This window comes from Porphyromonas canoris (assembly GCF_000769115.1).
GTDB classification, from domain to species: Bacteria; Bacteroidota; Bacteroidia; order Bacteroidales; family Porphyromonadaceae; genus Porphyromonas_A; species Porphyromonas_A canoris.
Map to the genome: position 1 here is coordinate 70,368 of NZ_JQZV01000008.1, position 20,490 is coordinate 90,857.

The 20,490-nt window shown below is 44.5% G+C and carries 20 protein-coding genes and 1 pseudogene; 3 read left to right on the forward strand and 18 right to left on the reverse strand.

Annotated features, from left to right (window positions below):
• Positions 1-5: 5 nt before the first annotated feature.
• The 4 genes from HQ43_RS04070 to HQ43_RS04085 are packed head-to-tail and all read right to left on the reverse strand — an operon-like array spanning position 6 to position 5,260.
• Positions 6-2,714, reverse strand: a complete 2,709-nt coding sequence (locus tag HQ43_RS04070) for a hypothetical protein (protein ID WP_036790058.1) — start codon at positions 2,712-2,714, stop codon at positions 6-8.
• The gene (locus tag HQ43_RS09445) at positions 2,711-3,544 is read right to left on the reverse strand and encodes a GLPGLI family protein (protein WP_052103064.1); all 834 of its coding nucleotides are present in this window, start codon (positions 3,542-3,544) and stop codon (positions 2,711-2,713) included. The genes HQ43_RS04070 and HQ43_RS09445 overlap by 4 nt, the downstream gene beginning before the upstream one ends.
• A complete protein-coding gene (locus tag HQ43_RS04080; RefSeq protein ID WP_081964536.1) occupies positions 3,544-4,464 on the reverse strand; it encodes a GLPGLI family protein in 921 nt (306 codons plus the stop codon). Before HQ43_RS04080 ends, HQ43_RS09445 begins: the two co-directional genes overlap by 1 nt.
• On the reverse strand, positions 4,406-5,260 hold the full coding sequence (locus HQ43_RS04085) for a GLPGLI family protein (RefSeq protein ID WP_152567478.1): 855 nt from the start codon (positions 5,258-5,260) through the stop codon (positions 4,406-4,408). Before HQ43_RS04085 ends, HQ43_RS04080 begins: the two co-directional genes overlap by 59 nt.
• 677 nt (positions 5,261-5,937) lie before the next feature.
• Between HQ43_RS04085 and HQ43_RS04090 the strand changes: the two genes are divergently transcribed.
• Positions 5,938-6,972, forward strand: a complete 1,035-nt coding sequence (locus tag HQ43_RS04090) for a YbjQ family protein (RefSeq protein ID WP_036790067.1) — start codon at positions 5,938-5,940, stop codon at positions 6,970-6,972.
• 405 nt (positions 6,973-7,377) lie between these two features.
• Here HQ43_RS04090 and HQ43_RS04095 read toward each other — a convergent pair whose 3' ends face one another.
• From HQ43_RS04095 to lptB, 4 genes are read right to left on the reverse strand one after another with little or no spacing between them, the layout of a single operon-like run.
• Positions 7,378-7,584 (reverse strand): exodeoxyribonuclease VII small subunit, encoded by a 207-nt coding sequence (locus tag HQ43_RS04095; RefSeq protein ID WP_036790070.1) that lies wholly within the window; start codon positions 7,582-7,584, stop codon positions 7,378-7,380.
• 12 nt (positions 7,585-7,596) lie between these two features.
• Positions 7,597-8,976 (reverse strand): exodeoxyribonuclease VII large subunit, encoded by a 1,380-nt coding sequence (xseA, locus tag HQ43_RS04100; protein ID WP_052103065.1) that lies wholly within the window; start codon positions 8,974-8,976, stop codon positions 7,597-7,599.
• Positions 8,977-8,995: 19 nt separating this feature from the next.
• Positions 8,996-9,622, reverse strand: a complete 627-nt coding sequence (recR, locus tag HQ43_RS04105; protein WP_036790073.1) for a recombination mediator RecR — start codon at positions 9,620-9,622, stop codon at positions 8,996-8,998.
• Positions 9,619-10,365 (reverse strand): LPS export ABC transporter ATP-binding protein, encoded by a 747-nt coding sequence (gene lptB, locus HQ43_RS04110; RefSeq protein WP_036790076.1) that lies wholly within the window; start codon positions 10,363-10,365, stop codon positions 9,619-9,621. Before lptB ends, recR begins: the two co-directional genes overlap by 4 nt.
• A 219-nt stretch (positions 10,366-10,584) precedes the next feature.
• On the opposite strand from lptB, the gene HQ43_RS04115 reads away from it, so the two are divergent.
• Together HQ43_RS04115 and HQ43_RS04120 are read left to right on the forward strand one after the other, a co-directional pair.
• Positions 10,585-11,562 carry a cation diffusion facilitator family transporter gene (locus HQ43_RS04115; RefSeq protein WP_052079518.1) on the forward strand — a complete coding sequence of 326 codons (978 nt, stop codon included), beginning with the start codon at positions 10,585-10,587 and terminating at the stop codon, positions 11,560-11,562.
• A 30-nt stretch (positions 11,563-11,592) separates the two neighbouring features.
• Positions 11,593-12,264, forward strand: coding sequence for a class I SAM-dependent methyltransferase (locus tag HQ43_RS04120; protein ID WP_036790079.1), 672 nt, complete (start codon positions 11,593-11,595; stop codon positions 12,262-12,264).
• 71 nt (positions 12,265-12,335) lie between these two features.
• Here HQ43_RS04120 and HQ43_RS04125 read toward each other — a convergent pair whose 3' ends face one another.
• From HQ43_RS04125 to efp, 10 genes and pseudogenes are all read right to left on the reverse strand, one after another.
• The gene (locus tag HQ43_RS04125) at positions 12,336-12,566 is read right to left on the reverse strand and encodes a hypothetical protein (protein ID WP_036790082.1); all 231 of its coding nucleotides are present in this window, start codon (positions 12,564-12,566) and stop codon (positions 12,336-12,338) included.
• A gap of 11 nt (positions 12,567-12,577) precedes the next feature.
• Positions 12,578-14,741, reverse strand: a pseudogene (gene feoB, locus HQ43_RS04130) (ferrous iron transport protein B).
• Positions 14,738-15,508 carry a metal-dependent transcriptional regulator gene (locus HQ43_RS09450; RefSeq protein ID WP_052089968.1) on the reverse strand — a complete coding sequence of 257 codons (771 nt, stop codon included), beginning with the start codon at positions 15,506-15,508 and terminating at the stop codon, positions 14,738-14,740. The pseudogene feoB and the gene HQ43_RS09450 overlap by 4 nt, the downstream one beginning before the upstream one ends.
• Positions 15,505-16,383 carry a Cbp1 family collagen-binding glycoprotein adhesin gene (locus tag HQ43_RS04145; protein WP_036790092.1) on the reverse strand — a complete coding sequence of 293 codons (879 nt, stop codon included), beginning with the start codon at positions 16,381-16,383 and terminating at the stop codon, positions 15,505-15,507. Before HQ43_RS04145 ends, HQ43_RS09450 begins: the two co-directional genes overlap by 4 nt.
• Positions 16,384-16,433: 50 nt before the next feature.
• On the reverse strand, positions 16,434-17,147 hold the full coding sequence (gene rsmI / locus HQ43_RS04150; RefSeq protein ID WP_036790095.1) for a 16S rRNA (cytidine(1402)-2'-O)-methyltransferase: 714 nt from the start codon (positions 17,145-17,147) through the stop codon (positions 16,434-16,436).
• Positions 17,148-17,159: 12 nt separating this feature from the next.
• Entirely contained in the window at positions 17,160-17,618 is a 459-nt protein-coding gene (locus HQ43_RS04155) for a hypothetical protein (RefSeq protein WP_036790098.1), read from the reverse strand.
• Positions 17,619-18,557: a hypothetical protein gene (locus HQ43_RS04160; RefSeq protein WP_036790101.1), complete on the reverse strand. Its 939-nt coding sequence runs from the start codon at positions 18,555-18,557 to the stop codon at positions 17,619-17,621.
• A gap of 43 nt (positions 18,558-18,600) precedes the next feature.
• Positions 18,601-19,065, reverse strand: coding sequence for a YkvA family protein (locus HQ43_RS04165; RefSeq protein WP_161785879.1), 465 nt, complete (start codon positions 19,063-19,065; stop codon positions 18,601-18,603).
• Positions 19,066-19,108: 43 nt separating this feature from the next.
• The gene (gene radC / locus HQ43_RS04170; RefSeq protein ID WP_081964538.1) at positions 19,109-19,903 is read right to left on the reverse strand and encodes a RadC family protein; all 795 of its coding nucleotides are present in this window, start codon (positions 19,901-19,903) and stop codon (positions 19,109-19,111) included.
• 19 nt (positions 19,904-19,922) lie between these two features.
• The gene (gene efp / locus HQ43_RS04175; RefSeq protein WP_036790107.1) at positions 19,923-20,489 is read right to left on the reverse strand and encodes an elongation factor P; all 567 of its coding nucleotides are present in this window, start codon (positions 20,487-20,489) and stop codon (positions 19,923-19,925) included.
• Between the last annotated feature and the right edge of the window lies 1 nt (position 20,490).

Below are 20,490 nucleotides of genomic sequence, written 5' to 3' on the forward strand. Positions count from 1 at the left end.
CCATCCTATTTTTTAGTCAGATTCCACCTGAACGAGAGCAAAACTTCACTCGGTCGGAGGAAGAAGGTAGAGGAGTGAGCGTTCAGACCATTTCGGCTCTCTACGCGGTATATATCGTTCTGTCCCAAGTTCCGAACACTTAGTACCACCGTAGCCCAAGGGAATACATACTGAGATTCTCCATCAAAGAACCATATCCCTCTGCGTTTGCCGCCTTCGATGTCCGAGTTTTTGCTGTCGTACATATTGGCACTCGCTTTCAGTGTCCACAGTGAGGTCGGGCGGGCATACATGGAGAACGAGTGGTACATATTGGTCTGTTTAGCCTCCTTTCTGTCGCTATCCTTCAGTCCGAAAAGGGATAGAGAGTAGTTCCCACTGTATTTGAAGCTCAGTTTTCTCGAAGCCAGCCACTCTATTGTAGGGGATGCCATGACTCCTTGAGTGCGGTGATCGAACACTTTTTCCTGCTGTACGATCTTGCCTTTGGCTATGGAGTGGTTCACCTCTAAGTTGGTCGTGAGACCGATGGAGCGGAAAGACTTTTGCACGGAGAGCGATTGATAGAACGACTCACTATGGGTCTCCCTCCAGTCCGGTTTGGATATGATGTAAATGCCATCGAGGTAAGAGGATGAGCTGCGAGGGGATAGTGCGTTCGTGTATCGCAGATTGTAGGATGCGGAGAAGAAGTTGAGCACATCTTTATAAGCGGAGTAGAGCCATGCCGAAGAGGCTCTTGTCTTCCACCAGGCGGCTTCGCCCGTTCCTATTCTGCCTATCCCTCGGAAGATGTATGGCGTATAAAGAGAGAGAGGATAAGAGCCGTCGCCCTCGTTGTAGCTGCATCCCAGAGTGGAGTAGAAGCTTGAAGATGGCTCGTATCTCAAGTAAAGAGACGGGGTGAAGCGAATATCGTTTTGAGAGATTAGGATAGGCTTCTCTTTCGATCCCTTTTCATTCGAGGAGGCAAGCATCCATGTTACGGCAGGAGTAAGGGCGAGACGGATGTACTTATAGTTCCAAATCAAGGAGGGATTAAGGGTTGTCTTGGCTTCCTGATAGGTAATACTGCCCGAAGTGGGGTGAGTACCGGCAAACTTCAGACCCGTCAATGAGCTGGAGAGTTCCTCTCTGTTGAGGTCTGCATTCACACCCAGATCAAGCTCCCATCCCTTTCCGGTGTAGTAGTAAGAGAGAGAAGCCGCATTGCCGAAGCTCTTGCTCTCGATCTTTTGAAGTATGTCCGTGGCTCCGTCAGAGAGTCCTTTGGGCGCATGAAGCGCAAGAGAGTTGGGGCGATAAGTACCAAAAAGATTATCCGAAAACCTTATCCGTCCCTTTCCGAACTTTTTGCTCCACTCTATATCATTGGATAGCGTACCGGATGGAGACTTTGTAAACTCCTCGTAAGGGTGTTTGTTGGCTATCTTTTCTCCTTGCAGCTCTTTGTGCAGAAGCGAAAACTCGGTCTTCACTCTGGTATATCTCGACTGTCCGTTGAACGTATAGCTGCTCTCCAAAGAGAGTTGATGGTGCTTGTGAGACAGGATCTGCTCCTCCTCTATCTTGGTCTGTTCGGTGGGAGAAGTCCTGAAAAGAGTGGTGTATAACGCACGTCTGTCTGCCTTGTCAAAGCCATAGTTCACGTTCATACGCCATTGGGCATCTTCCGAAAACTTCCTTATATGATTGGCAGAACCGCTTGCGGATTGGTTTATTCTGCCTTTGGCTCTCACGATATGGTCGCCAAGATCGGCACTTGAAGAGAAAAAGTCGCTGCCTTTACTCTGTCCACGGCTTATGATGCTCCATGGTGAACCATCGTAACCAAAGCGATTCATTTCCGAAAGGATCTCTTTCCCCTCATTGTTACCCTTGGCTATCAGCATCGTTTGAAAGGTCTTTCCGAATGTGGAAGCCGATCCCTCCGCCAAGTATTGCGGTTTGGCATCTTTGTTAATGCCTGTTCCGGTCTCCAACGAATAGATCCAGTTCAACTTCGCTTTCTCGGTCAGACGGATGTTTAGAGCCGTTTCTTCACTTCTGGAAATATCTTTATCCATCTTTATTGCCTCGTGATTTTCCAGTAACTCAACGGATGCAACATCTTCCGTGGTGAGGTTTCTTGTTACCTGCGAATAGCGTCCGCCCATCAGATCCATACCTTCGACGTACAGCTTGCTCAGGTCTTTGCCTTGGTATCTTATCTTTCCCGATGTGTCTACACTCATTCCCGGTATCCGCTTTAAGACATCTTCGAGAGAGCGATCGCCTAATGCTTTGAGCTGATTGACCGAATAGCTCGTCGTGTCTCCACGTTGGCGCACGGGAGTGGAGTGTACAACAACCTCTTTCAACTTCTCTGTCCGAGGCTCCATAAAGAAACTCTGACCGTTCAGAACGGCTCCGAGATCCGTTTTGGTCAGCTTCTTATAAGAGAGGTGATTGAATAAGAGGATCACTTTAACCTTACCGATCTCCTGCTTGGTCGTTATTTTGAAGAATCCTTTTTCATCTGTAAATGTTCCGCCGAGTATTTTCCCGTTATCACCGGAAACGACAGACACCGAGACATGATGCACTCCGTTGTTGTTGCCTTTCTCTTTAACCCATCCGGAGATTGTGTTTTGAGCATGAAGCAGAGCGGTAGAGCCTACCAAAAAGAGGGCAAAAAGAGAGAGAATACGCAGGTTTATCTTAGACGTTATCATCTTTCAAGCGGTATATAGTTCATCTTTTCCCAAGTGGGTGTAAGCATTGGTTCTCCATTGGAAATGATCTTAACATCCGGCGAAGTCTGCATCAAGAAGCCGAAAGGATCTGCTATAAAGTTTCCGTAAAGCTCTTCTACCTTCTGCTTCGATGCCTTTTTGCTGCTGATATGAGGCATAAGAGAGCGTCTCGCTTTAGCGTAACTCTTCTCCTCTGTCTGCTCTTCAAAGCCGAGAAAAGAGAATTCAAAAATACCTTCCATATCTTTCGCTTCAAGTATCAGACCCGGCAATCCCCACAGCTTCCAAGGTCCGGCGGAAGACGGGATCTCTTGCGTGTACCACACTTGCCACTCTCGTCCCATGTACGAAGCACGGGCAAGAGTGCAGCTGTATGCTCCAATCCGTTTGGTGCTATCCGCTAAGATGCGCCATTCGGGGGCAGTAACCTTTTCGGTGTAGGAGTACTCCTCTTCGAGTATCCGGTATGAGACCTTACGCTGTTGCTTATCAAACGAGGAGCGTATATATATTGGCTCTCCCTCCTCTTCGATATTCGGATCTTCCCACATCGCCTCTTTTACGCCGCTTCCGGTACCGATTTTGGATAAAATGGTAGAGTCCATGAAAGCCAATACCTTGCTGTAATAGTGGCTCTCATCGGGCATAATCTCCAAAATCATCTCTTCCGGATCCGGCTTTTTATTCTTTGAGATTTCGTACTGTTTATGCAACAGATAGTGAACTTTATAGCCATAGGTCTGCCCGTAAACAGATAAAGTCGCCACGAAGAGCAGGGCAGAAAGGAGTGTTGCCTTTCTCATTTTCATCACTTTTCCAGATAAACAAAATCTCTGAGCAGATCTTCCTGAGACAGTTTATTGCCATTCTGATCCGTAACGGTAACCTTTGCTCCCGGATATATAGAGCGAAAGTAGCCGACCGGATCGGATATAAAGAAAGCGAAAGCCTCCAATACCTGTTTCTTTTTCCCCATGTGTTTATTTTCCCAAGCGTCCTTGTACTTCGAGAAGTCGCCATACAGCCTTTCCGGAGTAGTGGCAGAGAACGAGGATAGAGCGAATGAGAAGAGACCTTCACTATCTTTAGCCTCGACGATGAGTCCGGGCAGACCCCACAGTTTCCATGGTCCCGCAGGAGACGGAATATCGGGCGTGTACCATGCTATCCACTCTCTTCCGAGATATTGAGCCTTAGCCATGATGCAGTTGTAACCGCTCTTTACCGCGGTGCTATCCTGCACCACTTCCCAGGCAGGGCGGGTCAGCTCCTCCGTGTAGTGGAATAAATCGACATTGACAGCATGAATAGTCTCTCTGCTGTTGCTCGAAAAATCATTCTTGACACCGATATTCAGACTAGGTCTTACACTCGATCTTTGCCTTGCCAGAACAGCCTTGGTGCGGTCTTTGTCCTTGTCAAAAGAGGCTTGATATATGGAATCTCCCACCTCGAACCAGCGGTCAAAGAAGAAGCTCTTATCCGATGAAATCTCCAAAACAGCCTCTGTATATGAAGATTTATTCTTTGCTTTCTTAGGCATATACGAGCCTTGTACTTTGTAGACAGCTCTATAAACCTCATTGTTTTCCGCCATGGCACTTCCTGCCATACAGAACAGCAGAGCAGCCAGCAAGGCAAAAGTAAGATTCTGTTTCGCTCTCATATCGTTATCTTTCCAAATAAACAAACTCGTTCCGTAGCTCTTCTCCGGTGATCTCTCTACCATCTTTATCCTCTATGCGCTTTATTCTTCCCGGCATTGTGGTATGCAGATACCCGACCGGATCGGATATAAAGAACGAAAGAGTTTCCACCACCTGTTTCTTCTTTCTTGTCTGTCGCTTCTTCCAGGCATCTTTATACTTCGAGAAGTCGCCGTACAGCCTTTCCGGAGTAGTGGCAGAGAACGAGGCGAGAGTAAATGAGAAAAGTCCCTCACTATCTTTAGCTTCGACGATAAGCCCGGGCAGACCCCACAGTTTCCATGGTCCAGTGGGAGAGGGAATATCGGATGTGTACCACGCTATCCACTCTCTTCCGAGATATTGAGCCTTAGCCATGACACAGTTGTAACCGCTCTTTACTGCCGTGCTATCCTGTATCACCTCCCAGGCAGGGCGGTTCAGCTCCTCTTCGTAACAGTACAAATCCACTCCGATGACATGGGATGTCTCTCTGTTGTTATCTGCAAAGAAGCTCTTCACACCTATTTTCAGACCGGGAGCCACACCCGTTCTCCGTTTTGCCTGAGCGGCTCTAAGCATATCTCCGTCCGAGTCCAATGATGCTTGGTAAACGGAGTCGCCGACCTGAAACCAGCTGTCGAAGAAGAAACTTCTATCCGGATAGATCTCCAGAACAGCCTCTGTATATGAATCCTTATCTACGGCTTCTTGAGGCGTGTACGAGCCTCTTACCTGATAGATGGCTCTATAAACTTCACTGCTTTGTGCGGTGGCACTTTCCGCTGTTCCGAGTAGCAGAGAGAGCAACAGGCATACAGGAAAAATGATTTGTCTCATAAGTGTATGGTGTATTCGTGGTTGTTTGCTTTGCAAGGTAAGTAAAATATTTCTATAAAAAGTCGGATATTTTCTCTTTTGCACTTTTTTAATGCTTCTTGAATAGATTTGTATTGAAACTCTCACCTTTCAGCTGTTGATGCCGTTCTGTACGGAGGAAACTTTCTCCCTGTCGAACAACTCTTTTTAACCCGTATAGAAGTTTTGTTTATCACGTTCAGAAGTTCGGACAAACAGGAATAATTGTGTAAATCAAGCCCGGATTTCTGCAAATCAAGGCTTGATTTGTTGCAGTCAAGTTTCGATTTTTGGAAGTCAAGCCCCGATTTACGGTAGTGAAAGTATTCGGAGAGCGTTTTGAACCCGTTAAAAGAGACTTGTAAATAGGTTTGTGTAGATTTTTGAACTCTACCGCTCCACAAACTTTACCGAAAGGGGATAAAAATAAAGAGCTGATTTCATTATGAAAATCAGCTCTTTATCTTTTTTATTGGTAGGGTATGACATAGTCCGATAAAGTCTAATCTTTTTGTTATGCTTGTTAAAAAACTTTATATTTGCATCGGATGACTTAATATAGAAGCGGATGTTGCAGCCCTTAATGGTGTTTTGCTGTCATTCATTTGCTATTGAATCTATAATATTTGCATTATGAGAAAACTCACAAAAATTTAATTATGAAGAATAGAGATTTTATCATTACAACAACAAACAATATAGAAGGTTATGCTGTTAAGCGTTATGTAGAAACCATCTGCGTAAATATGGTTCTCGGAACCAATTTCTTTTCTGATTTCTCAGCTTCAATAACAGATATATTTGGAGGGTATTCATATTCCTATCAAAAGAAAATGGACCTTATATATAAGGATGCAACCAATAAGCTAAAAGAGAAAGCAAAAAGAAAGGGAGCAAACTGTATTTTAGGTTTCAAGGTCGATTTTGATGAGATTTCCGGAAAGGGGAAATCTATGATAATGCTATCTGCTTCCGGGACAGCTTGTATCATAGAAGAAAAAGAAGATAATAAATTCAAAGTTTTGAGTGAATACTCAATAGATGGGGCTGAGTTGGAAAGGGAAATGCTAAGGCAATCCATCGTTTCCGGTATAAATGATGGAGAGGAGATAAAAGAAGAGTGGAGGACATTCCTTCTTGAAAACCCACAAGAAGAAATAATAGACAATCTATTGGACAGATTTATCCAAAACTCTGGAAGGACAACAGAAGAAATAAGCTTTATCACGCAATATTTGGGAGCGATACCCAAAGAGATGGTTACGAGAAGAGCATACGAAAAGAGAAAAGAGAACAAAGCAGTCATGGGTGATCTCATAGTTGCTTGCAATCTATTTGACTCGGAGAGAATACTCTTGGCAATAAAAGAAGACCTTACAAACTCTACTTATCTTTTAAGGACTCAATCCGATTCATACGATATTGAAGACCTCAAAAGGATGGAAGAGATGGAGCATATAATAGATAATCTCCCGGATGTTGGTAGTTTTATCTCTACTAAAGGGCTTTTCAGCAAAGGGGAGAAGAGGCAATACATTTGCCCTAATGGACACAAGAATGATGAGAGCAATGAGTTTTGTGAAGACTTGAATTGTGGACTAAACATTAAGGGTCTGTTTTCTTATCAAGTAGATTCAATAAACGAGTTCAAGAAAAAGTTATCAAGCCTTAGGACACTATTTAACAAAGCTTGAAACAGAATAAATGACAAATAGTAGTATTTAAGTCAGCGCCATTGTTGAGACAAAACTATGAATTATGTTGTAAACTAAAGACTTCAAAAATGTTCCCTAAAAACATTTCTCTCCAACAAAATAGGAATAAGTGATATAAAGGAGTGCTGCTTCTGCTTATCTCGATAGACTTTGAAAACAGCTTCGGTACGACTCTAAGGGTAATGCGGAACTTATATTCTATGGATTTGTTCTAAAATCGGTTGCTATCGTAGAAGAACGATTTTCAAACAGGGTAGAAGCGAGGTGAGAAGCCAAAAATCTTTTTCCTGAATCGGCTATCTTGAAAAGAGAAACGGTCTTCTCCATTCCAAAGAGTATGGAATGGGGAAGACCGTAATCCGTTTTGATGCAGAGGGAGAGAGGTTATCCGTTGCTCTCTATCTCTTCCACTATTTTGTCTATCTCTTCTTGCAGACTTTTCAGCTCGCCTTTGCACTCTTTTATCATCGAGGCTGTGGCTCTGCTTAGCTTCAAGATCTCTTCTATCGGAAGCTCGTTCCGCTCGATGAGGGAGAGGTTCTCCTCAATCTCTTTCAGCGTTTGGGTATAGTTGAATTTCTTTTTAGCCATATTTTTGTTTGTCTAATCGTTGTACTCTTCTTCTCTCTTTTCCACTCCGGTAACGGTGGCAGATACCGCTCCGTCGCCCAATAATATTTTCACATCTTCGCCCGGATGAGTCTGTGAAGCAGAGCGAATGCTCTTGCCATCCGATCCGACAAAAAGCGCATACCCGGAAGAGAGGATTCTGTCCGGGCTTAAAAGGCGCAGCCGTTCCTCCAAAGAGAAGAGTCTTTGCCGTTGCAGCGGTTCCCATGATGCTATGGAGCGTTTCAGTCGAGCTGTGTCGGATGCTATTCTGCTCTCTGTTCGTGCCGTCAGCGATGCCCAAAAGCGTTGCAGACGGAGGTAGTGTGCGCCCACTCTTTGCTCTATCTCCGAGGTGCGCAGGTATAGCAGCTGTCTCTGTTTGTGCATCAATACCCGGAGTCTGCTCTCTAACAGCTGTTTCTGCCCACCCATCAATCTTACCAAACGCTCCTCTGCGGAGGAGACGGCAGAGATATAGCACAGATTTTTATCTATGAGAAAGGTGGCAACGGCAGTAGGTGTCTTTAGAGCGGTGTGTGCCACCATATCCAAGATAGATAGATCTCTGTCGTGCCCTATACCGGATATGACGGGGTAGGGATATTGTGCAACATGTTCGCAGAGTGTGGCATTGTCAAACGCCAAAAGGTCTAAGCGGCTTCCTCCTCCCCGAATGATGACAACGGCATCGTACTCCTGTCCGGAGTCCATAATGGCATCAAGAGCGGAGATGATGCTTGCCGGTGCTTCGTTCCCCTGCATAATGGCAGGAAAGAGTGTAGCTGCAAAGCGGATGTTATAGTCGTTGCGTGTGAGTTGGTTATGGAAGTCGCCCCATCCGGCAGCCGTAGCCGAAGAGATTACTGCTATCTTTCGTGGGAGAGGAGAGAGTGGAAGAGCTCTGTTCATATCCCAAATGCCGGATGCTTTCAGTGCTGCTATGGTAGCCTCTCTCTGCTTTCGCATGGCTCCCAAAGAGTAGGTGGCATCCACGCCGACAATATTCAGAGAAAGCCCATATACCGGGCTGTATCTGACGTAAACCATAAGGAGCAGTTCCAAACCTTCGCTCAGCTCCACCCCTGCCTCTTCGTAAAACTTTTCGGAGATGAGTCTGTACTGACTGCTCCATATCATTGCCCGAATGGATGCTACTATCTTTCCCTGGTCGTTTTTCTCTATCAGATCCATGTAGCAGTGTCCGGAGCTTCTATTGACCTGCATGCCGGAAACTTCTGCCACCACCCACAGCGGACGAGTGAACGATGAAGAGATGAGATCTTCCACTATCCCGGTAAGCTCGCTTAGGCGTAGACCGGATGCAACACTGCTGTGCTCATCGGCATAAAAGGTTCTGCTGGGAGGGGGCATATCTGATACTTTATGGCGGTTATCCTCTTAGGGTAGACTCGAAATCTATCCGGTGGTCTATGCTTCTACCGAGAGTGAGTTGGTCTGCATACTCCAGCTCGTCCCCTATGGCTATGCCACGAGAGATCACAGAGACTTTGACATCGAGATTTTTAAGGAGACGGTAGATGTAGAAGTTGGTCGTATCTCCCTCCATGGTGGTACTCAGTGCGAGCAAGACCTCTTCCACGCCTTCGCTTTTGACCCTGTCGGGAATATCGTCGATGTGCAGTTCGGAGGGACCGACACCGTCTATCGGAGAGATGACACCGCCCAAAACGTGATATAGACCATTGAAACGTCCGGTGTTCTCAACAGCCAAAACCTCCTTTACACTCTCCACCACGCAGAGGATACGGGAGTCTCTGGCTGGGTTGGAGCAGATCATGCAGAGGTCTGTATCGGAAAGATTGTGGCAACGATCGCAGTAGTGAATGCCCTCGACCAAAGCATCTATCTTGGCAGATATGTTTTTGGTAAACTGTTTCTCCTGTCTCAGGAGATAGAGAGCCAGCTTCAATGCACTTTTACTGCCTACTCCGGGCAGAGTGCTTAGAGCATCTACCGCTTCTTGCAGCAGGCGAGACTGTTGGTCTAACCGTATCATCCTTCCCGGTCGAACGTGCGTTTGCGGAATACGAAGTCTTTACCCAGATACTTCTCTCTTACGATCTCGTTCTCGGCAAGCTCTTCGGCTGTTCCCTGGAAAAGCACTCGCCCCTCAAACAGAAGATAAGCACGGTCTGTGATGGATAGTGTCTCATAGACGTTGTGGTCGGTGATGAGAATACCGATATTCTTTTCACGCAACTTGGCAACAATACTCTGAATATCCTGTACCGCTATGGGGTCTACTCCGGCAAAAGGTTCATCGAGCATCACAAACTTGGGCTCTATGGCAAGGCAACGGGCTATCTCCGCTCTTCTACGCTCACCACCCGAAAGACGATCCCCCAGATTGTGTCTCACTTTATGGAGACCAAACTCGGAGATGAGACTTTCTAACTTCTCTTTCTGATACTCTTTAGGCTTACTGGTCATCTCCAATACGGAGCGGATGTTATCCTCTACGGTCATCTTTCTGAATACGGAAGCCTCCTGAGCAAGATATGATATGCCTTTCCTCGCACGCTTGTAGATGGGCTCGTGAGTAATCTCTTCGTCATCGAGGAAAATCTTTCCCTCATTGGGGAGAACCAGACCAACGGTCATGTAAAATGTAGTGGTCTTACCTGCTCCATTGGGTCCCAAGAGTCCTACAATCTCGCCTTGAGATACTTCAATGGATACGTGGTTGACCACGGTTCTGTTCTTATATTTTTTTACTAAGTCTTCCGTCCGGAGTTTCATAGGATATATGCTTGCTTGTTATGCCTTTCAAAAATAGACATTTTGCCCCATACAGCCAAGTGCATACGTATGCCCTCTCTTGCGGAGAGTGGCAGACCGGAAGAAGGTAGAAGACAAGCGAGGGATACTTAGGTTTAGGTATTGCATGATAATGATAATTGACGGATATTTGTGTAAGTATATGCGATTAAACAGTTCTATTACAGATATTTTACCGATATGAAAACAGAACACCACAATCACACTCACTCCCACTGTCATGAGCATTCGCACGGACATCACGGGCATGATCACTGCCACCATGGTAAGGATCTGAGGGGAAGAAAGCTGCTATGGGTTACGATCTTGAACTTTTCCATCACGATTTTTCAGATTGTAGGAGGAATACTTTCCAACAGTCTCTCCCTGATCTCCGATGCCATACATAATCTGGGAGACTCGTCTGCAATCTTTATTGCATTCCTTGCAGGAAAGCACGCAGAGAAGCAACCAGATACCAGAAAGACATTTGGCTATAAGCGGACAGAGATATTGGCTGCCCTGTTTAATGCCGTGGTACTTATAGGGATATGCGTTTACCTTTTCGTGGAGGCCTATCACCGCTTTTTGAATCCGGAGCCGATACGTGGGGCGATGATGCTTGCCGTGGCGATATTCGGACTTTTGGCAAATCTGATCTCTGTGGTCATACTCCATAAGGATCGTGAGCACAACCTGAACGTGAAGGCTGCATATCTTCATCTTCTTGGGGATACACTCTCTTCGGTCGCTGTAATCATGGGAGGTATAGCAATATGGCTGTGGAATCTTTACTGGCTGGATCCTCTTGTAACGGTCTTGGTGGGCATCTATATCATTGTGCATACATGGGGTATAGTGAAGCAGACTGTGAGCATACTGATGCAGAGTGCTCCGGAAGAGATAGATCCTTCTCTGCTGAAAGAGGAGGTAGAGGCAATCAAAGGAATAAAGAATCTGCACCACCTGCATATCTGGAGACTGGATGACGAACACATGCTCTTGGAGGCGCATGTTAATCTGGAAGAGGATCTCAGACTGTCGGAAGCAGGAGCATTGAGAGAGCAGGTGGAGCATCTGCTCATGCAGAAGTTCGGTATAGGACACACCACTCTTCAGATAGAATATGACGGATGCAATGGCAGGCGTGATCTGATACAAAAGGATGAGTTGAGATAGCAGGGAAAGATATTTTTAAGCGTAATTCTTATGTGTAGCGAGCAATCTTCCAAGCCTAAAAATGCCTATAAAAAAGGTATCCGGTTTTACGATAACTTCATTACGGGAAGCACTTGGTGGTCTCATCTCTACATGAGCTGCCTCTGGCAGGTGGACGATAATAAGATAGCAAGAGAGGTAATGGGGATGATTCCCTCCGGTTTTTCCGGTCGCCTGCTGGATGTACCCTCCGGAACGCTGGTCTTTACTGCTTCTACCTATGCCGGTCTGCCCAATGCTTCTATCGTGGGAGTGGACTACTCTCGCGAGATGCTTGCTGTGGCAGAACAGAGAAAACAGGATATGGGACTCTCTCAACTCTCGTTGGAATGGGGAGATGTGGGGCAACTGCCGTATGAAGATGAGAGTTTCGATATAGTCCTTTGCATGAACGGATTTCACGCTTTTCCCGATAAAGAGCGTGCTCTTGCCGAACTGTACAGAGTACTGAAGCCGGGAGGTTGCTTTCTTGGAAATTTCTACGTCAAGGGAGAAAGGAGGATCGGTGATGCTCTTGTACGTTTGGTACTGAACCGTAAGGGCGTTTTTGTCCCTCCTCATTTTACCAAGGAGGAGATGGAGGAGAAGTTTAAGTCTCTTTATAAAGGCGGAGTGGAGGTCAGCAACCACAACTCCATAATGGTATTCAGGTGTATCAAATAAGCAGATACGAGAAAAGGCATTCGAGAATTTCCGAATGCCTTTTTCTGTTGAATAAATCGGATGGATTTTGTTTAAGGAGCTACACTTGTAGAAGCTGTCCTTAAATCTCCATCTTCAAATATAATTTTTACCGTGAGTTCGTATTCCGGCAGATTCACGGGAGGGTTAATCCATCCCAAATAGGCTATCTCGCTTGAATGAAGACCGAACAGCTTGTATTTAGAATAGTCTATATCGGAAACCTTACCATATATCGGTTGTGAGGAGTTCTTTTCTATTCCCAAATCGTAAAGAAGGAACATTTAAGTTAAGTTCATGATAAAAAGAAACGGGTAATTCCTGCCACTATTCCACAGAGTATAAAGCCAAAAGCAATGGGTATTAAGGCAGAGATGGTTGTCCACTTGATGCTCTTGGTCTCCTTGTATATGGTATAGAGTGTGGTGCTACAAGGGTTGTGCAACAGACTGAAAAGCATAACGCAGATGGCTGTAAGCGGTGTCCATCCTCCGGCTCTTAATATGTTTTCGGTAATGCCTGCATTTTCGCCTTCAAAGAGTATTCCGGCACCATCTCCCAATCCGGAGAGTTCGGGTACCGTAAGTATAGTAAGCATAAGTATTGTCGGGATGACAACTTCATTCGCAGGGATGGCTACGATGTAGGCAAGAAGAATAACTCCATTCAGACCAAAGAAAAGCCCAAACTCGTCAAAGAGATCCACAACATGGGCTGCCAGACTGACATTCCCGATTTCGATGTTGCAAATCAGCCAAATGAGAGCTCCTGCCGGAGCCGCAAAAACAACTGCTCGTCCCAATACAACCAGTGTCCTGTCTACCAAAGAGGAGTAGAGTGTCTGCCAAAAACGTGGTGGACGATATGGTGGAAGTTCCAGGTTGAAAGTAGAGACTTCCCCCTTGAGTAGTGTCTTGCTAAGCAGGAAGCTACTGCCAAACATAAATACGATTCCCAAAAGGGCAACAGCCAATACCGACAAGATGGAGAGTGTGCCGGAGAGGCGGGCAGGAACTAAAGGGCCTATGAATATGGATGCCAAAAGTATTTGTGTCGGCCAACGCCCATTGCAGAGGGAAAAGTTGTTGGTGATTATTGCCAACAGCCTCTCTCTGGGGCTGTCTATAATACGAGTAGAGACTATTGCCGCAGCATTGCATCCGAATCCCATGGTCATTGTGAGTGCCTGTTTGCCGTGTGCTCCTGCTCTTTTGAAAAGTCCGTCCATGTTGAATGCCACTCTTGGGAGGTAGCCGAAATCTTCCAGAAGAGTAAACAGAGGAAAGAAGATAGCCATGGGAGGGAGCATCACAGAGACAACCCATGCGGTAGTGAGATAGACGCCATCTATAAGGAATCCGGATAAAAGAGCAGGCAGAAAACTTTCGGTCCAACCTTTTAGGAGAGGGTACAGTTTTCCCACAAGAAAAGAGGAGAGCAGCTGGGAGGGATAATTGCTCCCGACAATAGTAATCCAGAGAACTACGGCAAGAAGAGAAATCATAATGGGATAACCCCATCGCTTGCTTGCCAATATCTTATCCAGTTTGGCATCAAACCCTCTTCTTTTATTGTTATCTTCGTACTTTATCGCTTCATTGCAGATATCCTCTGCATCGGCATATATAGCTTCGGAGACTTTATCGTGGAAGTCTTTTCCGACTTCCCACTTCCATTTGTTGGCTGTTTGTATAATAAGCTCTCTCTCTTTCATATCATTGAAGTAGTATTTCTTCGTCTATCCATTTGCCGCTTCTTACAGCTTCTATAATCTTTGCGTCTCCCTCGATGAGTCTCATCGCAACCCATTTGGCATTGGGAAGATCGGGATAGACATTTTTTACTTCTTGCTCCACAGCCTCTATGGCTTCGGCTGCTTTTCCGCTAAGATTCTGTATTCGATGAGGCCGGCAGACAATATCTCCTTTAATAACCTGAGAAATGGTCTTGAGTAGAAGATCCAAGCCCTCTCCGCTTCTGGCTGAAACAAGTGCAACGGGTATGCCAAGCCTCCTTTCAAGTATTTTGGCATCTATCATAATCCCCATGGAGCGAGCTTCATCTATGAGATTGACAACCAAAATAGCATTCTCTGTTATTTCCAAGATTTGGAGAGTTAGGTTCAGATTACGCTCCAAACGGGTTGCGTCTGCAACGATAATCGTAGCGTCCGGCTGACCGAAGAGAATAAAGTTGCGTGCAATCTCTTCATCCTCGCTACGAGAAAAAAGGGAATAAGTACCGGGTAAGTCCACAATGCGATACTTCTCTCCTTCATAGGTATAACTCCCTTCGGCTCTTGCTACGGTCTTTCCGGGCCAATTGCCTGTATGCTGATGGAGTCCTGTAAGACCATTGAAGAGAGTACTCTTACCGGTATTGGGATTACCGGCAAGGGCTATGGTGTACTTGGCTCCAATGGTATTCGAGCCTCCTTGAAGTACATTTTGTCTTTTCATGACTGCTCTACCTTGTCTATATAAATATAGCCTGCTTGCTCTTTGCGCAATGCGATGGCAGTGTTTCGTACTAAAAAGGCTTTTGTCTCTCCGGTCGGGCTACAGAGATATAGTCTCACAAGAGAGCCTTTCACAAATCCAAGATCCAACAGACGTTTTCTTCTGTCTCCTGCCAATTGGTAGCCAAGACCTTTTACTTTGGCAACCTCTCCAAATTCAAGATCCCATAATGAACTATTGCCTTTGGGAGTAATATCATACTTATAAGGAGGAGCTATTGGAATCTCTTCGTTTGGCTGAGGTATTGGGGAGCCATGTGGGTCGTACTTGGGGTGATGAAGACTTACAGAGAGCTCTTCCAACTTCTGAGGAGAGAGTTTGTGTTCCATTTTCTCTGCAAGCTTATGCCACTCCTCTGATGAGTATCCTGTCTTTTCGGCAAGATAGGTCTCGTATAGCCTGTGTGCTCTGGAGAGGTGTTGCCCCATATTTTTACCTGCATCGGTAAGAGTGAATGTCTTATAGTCGAGAGTTGTCAGCCATCCTCGCTTGGTTGCCTTCAATAAGAAAGATTGCGCTTCCTCCTCTCTGATATTCCAGAAAGAAGTAGCACAATCCAACGTGATGCACTCCATCTGTTTGGAGTACATTTTTTTCATAAGATCTTCAAGAGGAACGTCTTCCTTCTTGGAGATAAAGAGACTTCTCCTGAGCCAGACTATATATATCAGGCTCAGAAGAAGTAAGAGTATGAGTACTATTGTCATTTAACTTCGATCACGAGGTACTGGCTTAAACTCCAGAACTCTTTTGTGTTCTTAATGTTTAGAGTAAGATTACCGTCGGAACCCTTATCCAATGAGTATGAACTTGCAGGGTGTTTAGTGTGGAGTACAGCCTTTTTCTCAAATAGAGGAATGGTGTGAAGCTCTCTCCGGTCCATCTTGATGAAGTAATCTTTGTTGAAACCTTCTGCCAAAACTTTTGGAGAGGAGAAGATAGATCCTCCGGTAAGGATTTTGTGTTCCTTAAGTTCCGAAGATGTTCCGAAGCAATAGAACACTGCATTAAGAGCAGCATCTTGTTGTGCAATAGCTGCTTGTTGTGCTGCATTTTCTTGAGCAAGGACATCCACATTTTGAGCAGATCTCACAAGTGCACTATCAAGCTGTTCTATTTTGACGTCTCTCATTGCAAGTTCATTACGAAGAGCAACGAGTTCGCTCTCTTTTCTCTGAATTTCATCGGTCATTCTCTTGATCTTGCTGCCCAAAAGTTTTGCCGCTGCAGAGTTTTTCTTCAGCTGCTCATTGAGAAGTTCGATCTTTTCTCTATTCTCTTTAAGAGTGCTTGCAACCAACTGCATGTTATTCTTAATCTGTTCACGAGTAGAAGCAGTAAGCTCACCACTTTTGTGTTTGATCGCAACAAAGTTTTCTGCTGCACGAATCTCTTCAAAGCTTTGTTCTACCTCATTGATTACGGTTAGCATTTCTTCCAGATTGCTTTCAGTTGTTCTGGATACCATTTCCAAGGAATCATATTTCGCTTGCAGGTTCTTATATGCGGAAGAATGCTTTCCACAAGAAGAGACAAGAGTCATTGCGCAAATAGCGAGAGTAATAAATGCTGTTTTTTTCATATTCAAATCTGTTTTAAAGTGATCTTTTCACTTGTTGGACATGAAGGAGATTAAGACTCCTTATACTTATTCTTATGTACACGCTCCGGAGTGGGAGAGGGAGCAATAAGCACTACAATCTCACCACGAGGCGGTTGATTTCTAAAATATTCACACAATTCTGAGGATGTCCCTCTATGGTACTCCTCATGTATTTTTGATATTTCCCGTACTACTACGACTTCTCTTCCCGGTTCAAGAAGTATTGATAGCTGCTCTAATAGCTTTACCAATCTTGTTGGAGCCTCATATAAAATGGTTGTAGTTGTACGCTTGGAAATATCTTCCAAAAGAGTTTGCCTTCCTTTTTTCTGTGGTAGAAAACCCTCGAACGAGAATCTGTCACAAGGTAAGCCGGAGGCAACAAGAGCAGGAACAAAGGCCGTGGCACCGGGAAGACACTCAACCTTAAGATTCAGCAGTAAGCATTCCCGTACCAAAATAAATCCCGGATCTGAAATCCCCGGTGTTCCTGCATCAGAGACCAAAACTACTTTTTGCCCATCCGCGATGGCAGTAGCTATGGACTTTGCCGTAGTATGCTCATTGTGCATGTGATGGCTACGAAGTTCTCTCGGAGAGATCTCGAAATGGCGTAGAAGTTTAAGTGTTGTTCGAGTATCTTCCGCAAGCACGACGTCGGCTTCTCTAAGCAGTCTCAAGGCTCTCAGAGTAATATCTTCCAAATTCCCAATAGGGGTTGGTATGATAGTCAGCCATCCCATTTTGCAAAAGTTTTATGCGTAATATCTTTCCACTATTTCAAGAAACGCTTTTGCTGCCGGTTCATCCGTTTTTACCCAAGGATAGTTAGCTGCAAGATGTTTTGTTGCAGAAGAGAAGTCTGCCAAATGAGTCAGTGTATCCAACTCACTTTCAATCAAACTTTCGCTATCCAAGAATAGCTCTCTTCGGAAGTAAAAATAGTCAAACATACTGATGTACTCCCTCAGAGGGTTTACAACCTCCTTTTTTATGCTGTTAGCAATGGTTGGTTTCTCAACCTGACTTGTCGTAGCTTTAGGAATGAACATAACATCAGAAGCCGAAGTTTCTTCTTCGATTTGTCTTTCTTCTTGTATCTCACTATCTGCCCTCTTTAGCTCTGCCTTGAGAGCATCAAGCTTGTGAGACAAATCGGTAATAAGATCTTCTATCTGTTCAATATAACGTTCTATGTTTTTGTTAGATACCATTTATAAGACATTGAAATGTATAATAAACTTCCTGTTTCTGCTGTCGAAAGGTGCGGCTTCTTTCATGATTCGGGCAATATGCAGTTCGGTTGGAGAGAACCACGCATAGCTGAACTGGTACTCATTCGTCACACCTTCTGCTATCTCTGTCATTGATATAGGAAGATGCTTAGGCTCTTTCAGGGCTTCTGACAGCACATTATATGTATGAAGACCTAAAGATGGATTTAGCCCAAAAACAGGGGAAATTGCCCAGAAAACTCCAGGTCTGATATTGTTGACACTCACATCCAGACTCTGAACCTCTTGATATCGCAGAACAATCTTTCTTGAAGATATATGGGGGATATTTTTGTTTTCTGTCTTATTGGTTACCGTGTAAGAACTCAATTTCCCTTTGATGTCCCAATCCATAGCAATATCATGCAAGCTATTAGAGATAAGAGTCGGTTTAGAGTTATCCTGTCCTTCAATCTTGGAAGTTTCATGTCCAAGCATATGAGGAATTCTGGTTATGTTTTCTGCAAACTTAACCTCGTATCCCGAATAGACTCCATCTGCTCCTTTTTGCAGCGAAGCGGTGAGATATGGCTTTGTCTCATTGAGCTTTTTTATATTAGGAATGGTTCTTATCTCTACTTTATCCTCTCCTGATCTTACATAACTAAGGGTTGTATGATACTTGATGTCCGGACGAAACAGATCGAGAATATTTGTATTTTCCAATGATAGGTGTCCTTCTTTCCACAATTGTTCTTGCACAAATATCGGAGTATCATCTGAAAAAAGATATTCACGAATCACTACGGATGAGATGTTAAGAGTCTCGGGAGGTGGAACGGGATTTGGGGTCGGATCCGGACCTTTCCCCCCCAAACAACCGGATAAGAGGGAAGTGGCAAACAGCAATCCAACCAGTCTAATAAAGTTTGTGTTCATAGTGCTTTTATGGTTTTTAGATTGGTAATAGTGTAACCAAGTTTTACAAAGAAGACCCTTCGGTTGGGAGGGGATCTGTTATCGTGTCATTCTTAGACTCTCCGGATAAACTCCCTTTTCCTCTCTTACATATTACAAGAGAGTCATAGAATCTCCTGCTTTTCTCTTCTATTTCCGGTGTGAGGTTGTCATTAACCAACTTCAGAACTAAAGTTGCCACGGCAAGGTCATCCGTAAAGCCGAGAATCGGGATCAACATATCCGGAATAATATCTATCGGGAGAATGAAGTATCCTAAAGCTCCGGAGATGTAAATCTTCTTTGCTATGGGGGTAGAAGGTGCTTTCATGACATAGTAAAGCCGTATCATAGGAAGCAAAACACTCTCTCCAACAAGATGTTTCACCTGCAAAAGCTTCTTTCCCCAATTGCCTTCCGAGAAGTGAGATGCATAGCTTTTGATATCGCGTAAGCCCTTTATAGCCATCTTTGCATGTGATAGTTTCATAGCTTTTTTGCGTTCTATACACCCCAAAGGTAAGAAAAATCTTCTATAGTAATCCCTCTTCTGCATAGCTATAATATCCGTAGTCAGAGTAGATGAGGTGGTCGGATAGCTTAATTCCGATTGTTTGGCACGCTTTATTTAAGGATTGTGTGAGTTGATCATCCGCAGAAGATGGTAGTAGAGATCCACTGGGATGGTTGTGTACGAGTATTATACCGGTCGCATTATGGTACAAAGCCTTTTTGAGGATAACCCTTATATCCGCCACCGATTCAGTCATTCCTCCGGTAGATATTTCCAAAGGTGGAATCGTAAGTTTCTGACTGATGTTGAAGCATAATAGCCAAACACTTTCCGTAGCTAAACCAAAGAGGTATCGTTTCATATAGTTATAGACCTTTTGGCTGTCGTTCAATATCTCTTCCTTTGCTCTGTAAAACTCTTTGTCTTTTTCCAGACGCACTCCAAGCTCTAATGCTGCCAATATCTTTGCTAATTTTGCAGGACCTATTCCTCTTATCTTACTGTCCGATACACGCTCGGCGTGGGTTTTATACATGGAATAGAGGTTGTTGTCATGACTCTTCAAGATATTTCGAGCCATCTCTATTACATTTTGCTCTTTTGTCCCCGTATTAAGGATGAGCGCAAGAAGCTCCGTTGTGTCCAGATTTTTTACTCCATATCTGAGGAGTTTTTCTCTTGGACGCTCCTCTTCCAACATCTCTTTTACTTTCAGATGAAGGTTGGTTTTCTCCTGATTAAACATAAGGAATACGCTAAGTGGTAAAAAGAAAATGACATCTGCCTTCGTATTTTGTGTAAAGGCAGATGTCATTTATACTATTGGAGCACTTTTATTCTTTAGCTCTACTTACATACGAGCCGTCACGAGTGTCTATCACAATCTTTTCTCCTTCTGTTATGAATAGAGGAACACGAACCGTAGCACCTGTTTCTACCGTTGCAGGCTTTAGAGCATTTGTTGCGGTATCTCCTTTAACACCGGGTTCTGTGTATGTTATTTCAAGGATAACATGGGGTGGAAGTTCACAGGTTAGTATTGTCTCATTACCTGCATGTACCATAGCTTCTACCATATCTCCTTCTTTCAGAAACTCCACACCGGAAATGGTCTCTCCCGGAATTTGAATCTGCTCAAATGTTTCAGGGTGCATGAAGTTATATCCCATATCATCCTTATAAAGGTATTGGTATGGTCTGCGTTCGATACGCACTTCTTCTACTTTTACACCTGAGTTCCAAGTTTTCTCCAATACTCTTCCGTTAGAAAGGTTTTTAAGCTTTGTACGTACAAAAGCAGGACCCTTGCCTGGTTTCACATGGAGAAATTCTACGATCGTAAAGTACACACCATCAATGTCAAGGCACATACCATTGCGAAAATCTGCTGTTGTTGCCATT

Bases quoted from the DNA above. Each gene is read 5' to 3' on its own strand.
- HQ43_RS04070 (WP_036790058.1), bottom strand. From the start codon at position 2,714: ATGATAACGTCTAAGATAAACCTGCGTATTCTCTCTCTTTTTGCCCTC.
- HQ43_RS09445 (WP_052103064.1), bottom strand. From the start codon at position 3,544: ATGAAAATGAGAAAGGCAACACTCCTTTCTGCCCTGCTCTTCGTGGCG.
- HQ43_RS04080 (WP_081964536.1), bottom strand. From the start codon at position 4,464: ATGGTAGAGAGATCACCGGAGAAGAGCTACGGAACGAGTTTGTTTATT.
- HQ43_RS04085 (WP_152567478.1), bottom strand. From the start codon at position 5,260: ATGAGACAAATCATTTTTCCTGTATGCCTGTTGCTCTCTCTGCTACTC.
- HQ43_RS04090 (WP_036790067.1), top strand. From the start codon at position 5,938: ATGAAGAATAGAGATTTTATCATTACAACAACAAACAATATAGAAGGT.
- HQ43_RS04095 (WP_036790070.1), bottom strand. From the start codon at position 7,584: ATGGCTAAAAAGAAATTCAACTATACCCAAACGCTGAAAGAGATTGAG.
- xseA (WP_052103065.1), bottom strand. From the start codon at position 8,976: ATGCCCCCTCCCAGCAGAACCTTTTATGCCGATGAGCACAGCAGTGTT.
- recR (WP_036790073.1), bottom strand. From the start codon at position 9,622: ATGATACGGTTAGACCAACAGTCTCGCCTGCTGCAAGAAGCGGTAGAT.
- lptB (WP_036790076.1), bottom strand. From the start codon at position 10,365: ATGAAACTCCGGACGGAAGACTTAGTAAAAAAATATAAGAACAGAACC.
- HQ43_RS04115 (WP_052079518.1), top strand. From the start codon at position 10,585: ATGAAAACAGAACACCACAATCACACTCACTCCCACTGTCATGAGCAT.
- HQ43_RS04120 (WP_036790079.1), top strand. From the start codon at position 11,593: ATGTGTAGCGAGCAATCTTCCAAGCCTAAAAATGCCTATAAAAAAGGT.
- HQ43_RS04125 (WP_036790082.1), bottom strand. From the start codon at position 12,566: ATGTTCCTTCTTTACGATTTGGGAATAGAAAAGAACTCCTCACAACCG.
- HQ43_RS09450 (WP_052089968.1), bottom strand. From the start codon at position 15,508: ATGACAATAGTACTCATACTCTTACTTCTTCTGAGCCTGATATATATA.
- HQ43_RS04145 (WP_036790092.1), bottom strand. From the start codon at position 16,383: ATGAAAAAAACAGCATTTATTACTCTCGCTATTTGCGCAATGACTCTT.
- rsmI (WP_036790095.1), bottom strand. From the start codon at position 17,147: ATGGGATGGCTGACTATCATACCAACCCCTATTGGGAATTTGGAAGAT.
- HQ43_RS04155 (WP_036790098.1), bottom strand. From the start codon at position 17,618: ATGGTATCTAACAAAAACATAGAACGTTATATTGAACAGATAGAAGAT.
- HQ43_RS04160 (WP_036790101.1), bottom strand. From the start codon at position 18,557: ATGAACACAAACTTTATTAGACTGGTTGGATTGCTGTTTGCCACTTCC.
- HQ43_RS04165 (WP_161785879.1), bottom strand. From the start codon at position 19,065: ATGAAACTATCACATGCAAAGATGGCTATAAAGGGCTTACGCGATATC.
- radC (WP_081964538.1), bottom strand. From the start codon at position 19,903: ATGACATCTGCCTTTACACAAAATACGAAGGCAGATGTCATTTTCTTT.
- efp (WP_036790107.1), bottom strand. From the start codon at position 20,489: ATGGCAACAACAGCAGATTTTCGCAATGGTATGTGCCTTGACATTGAT.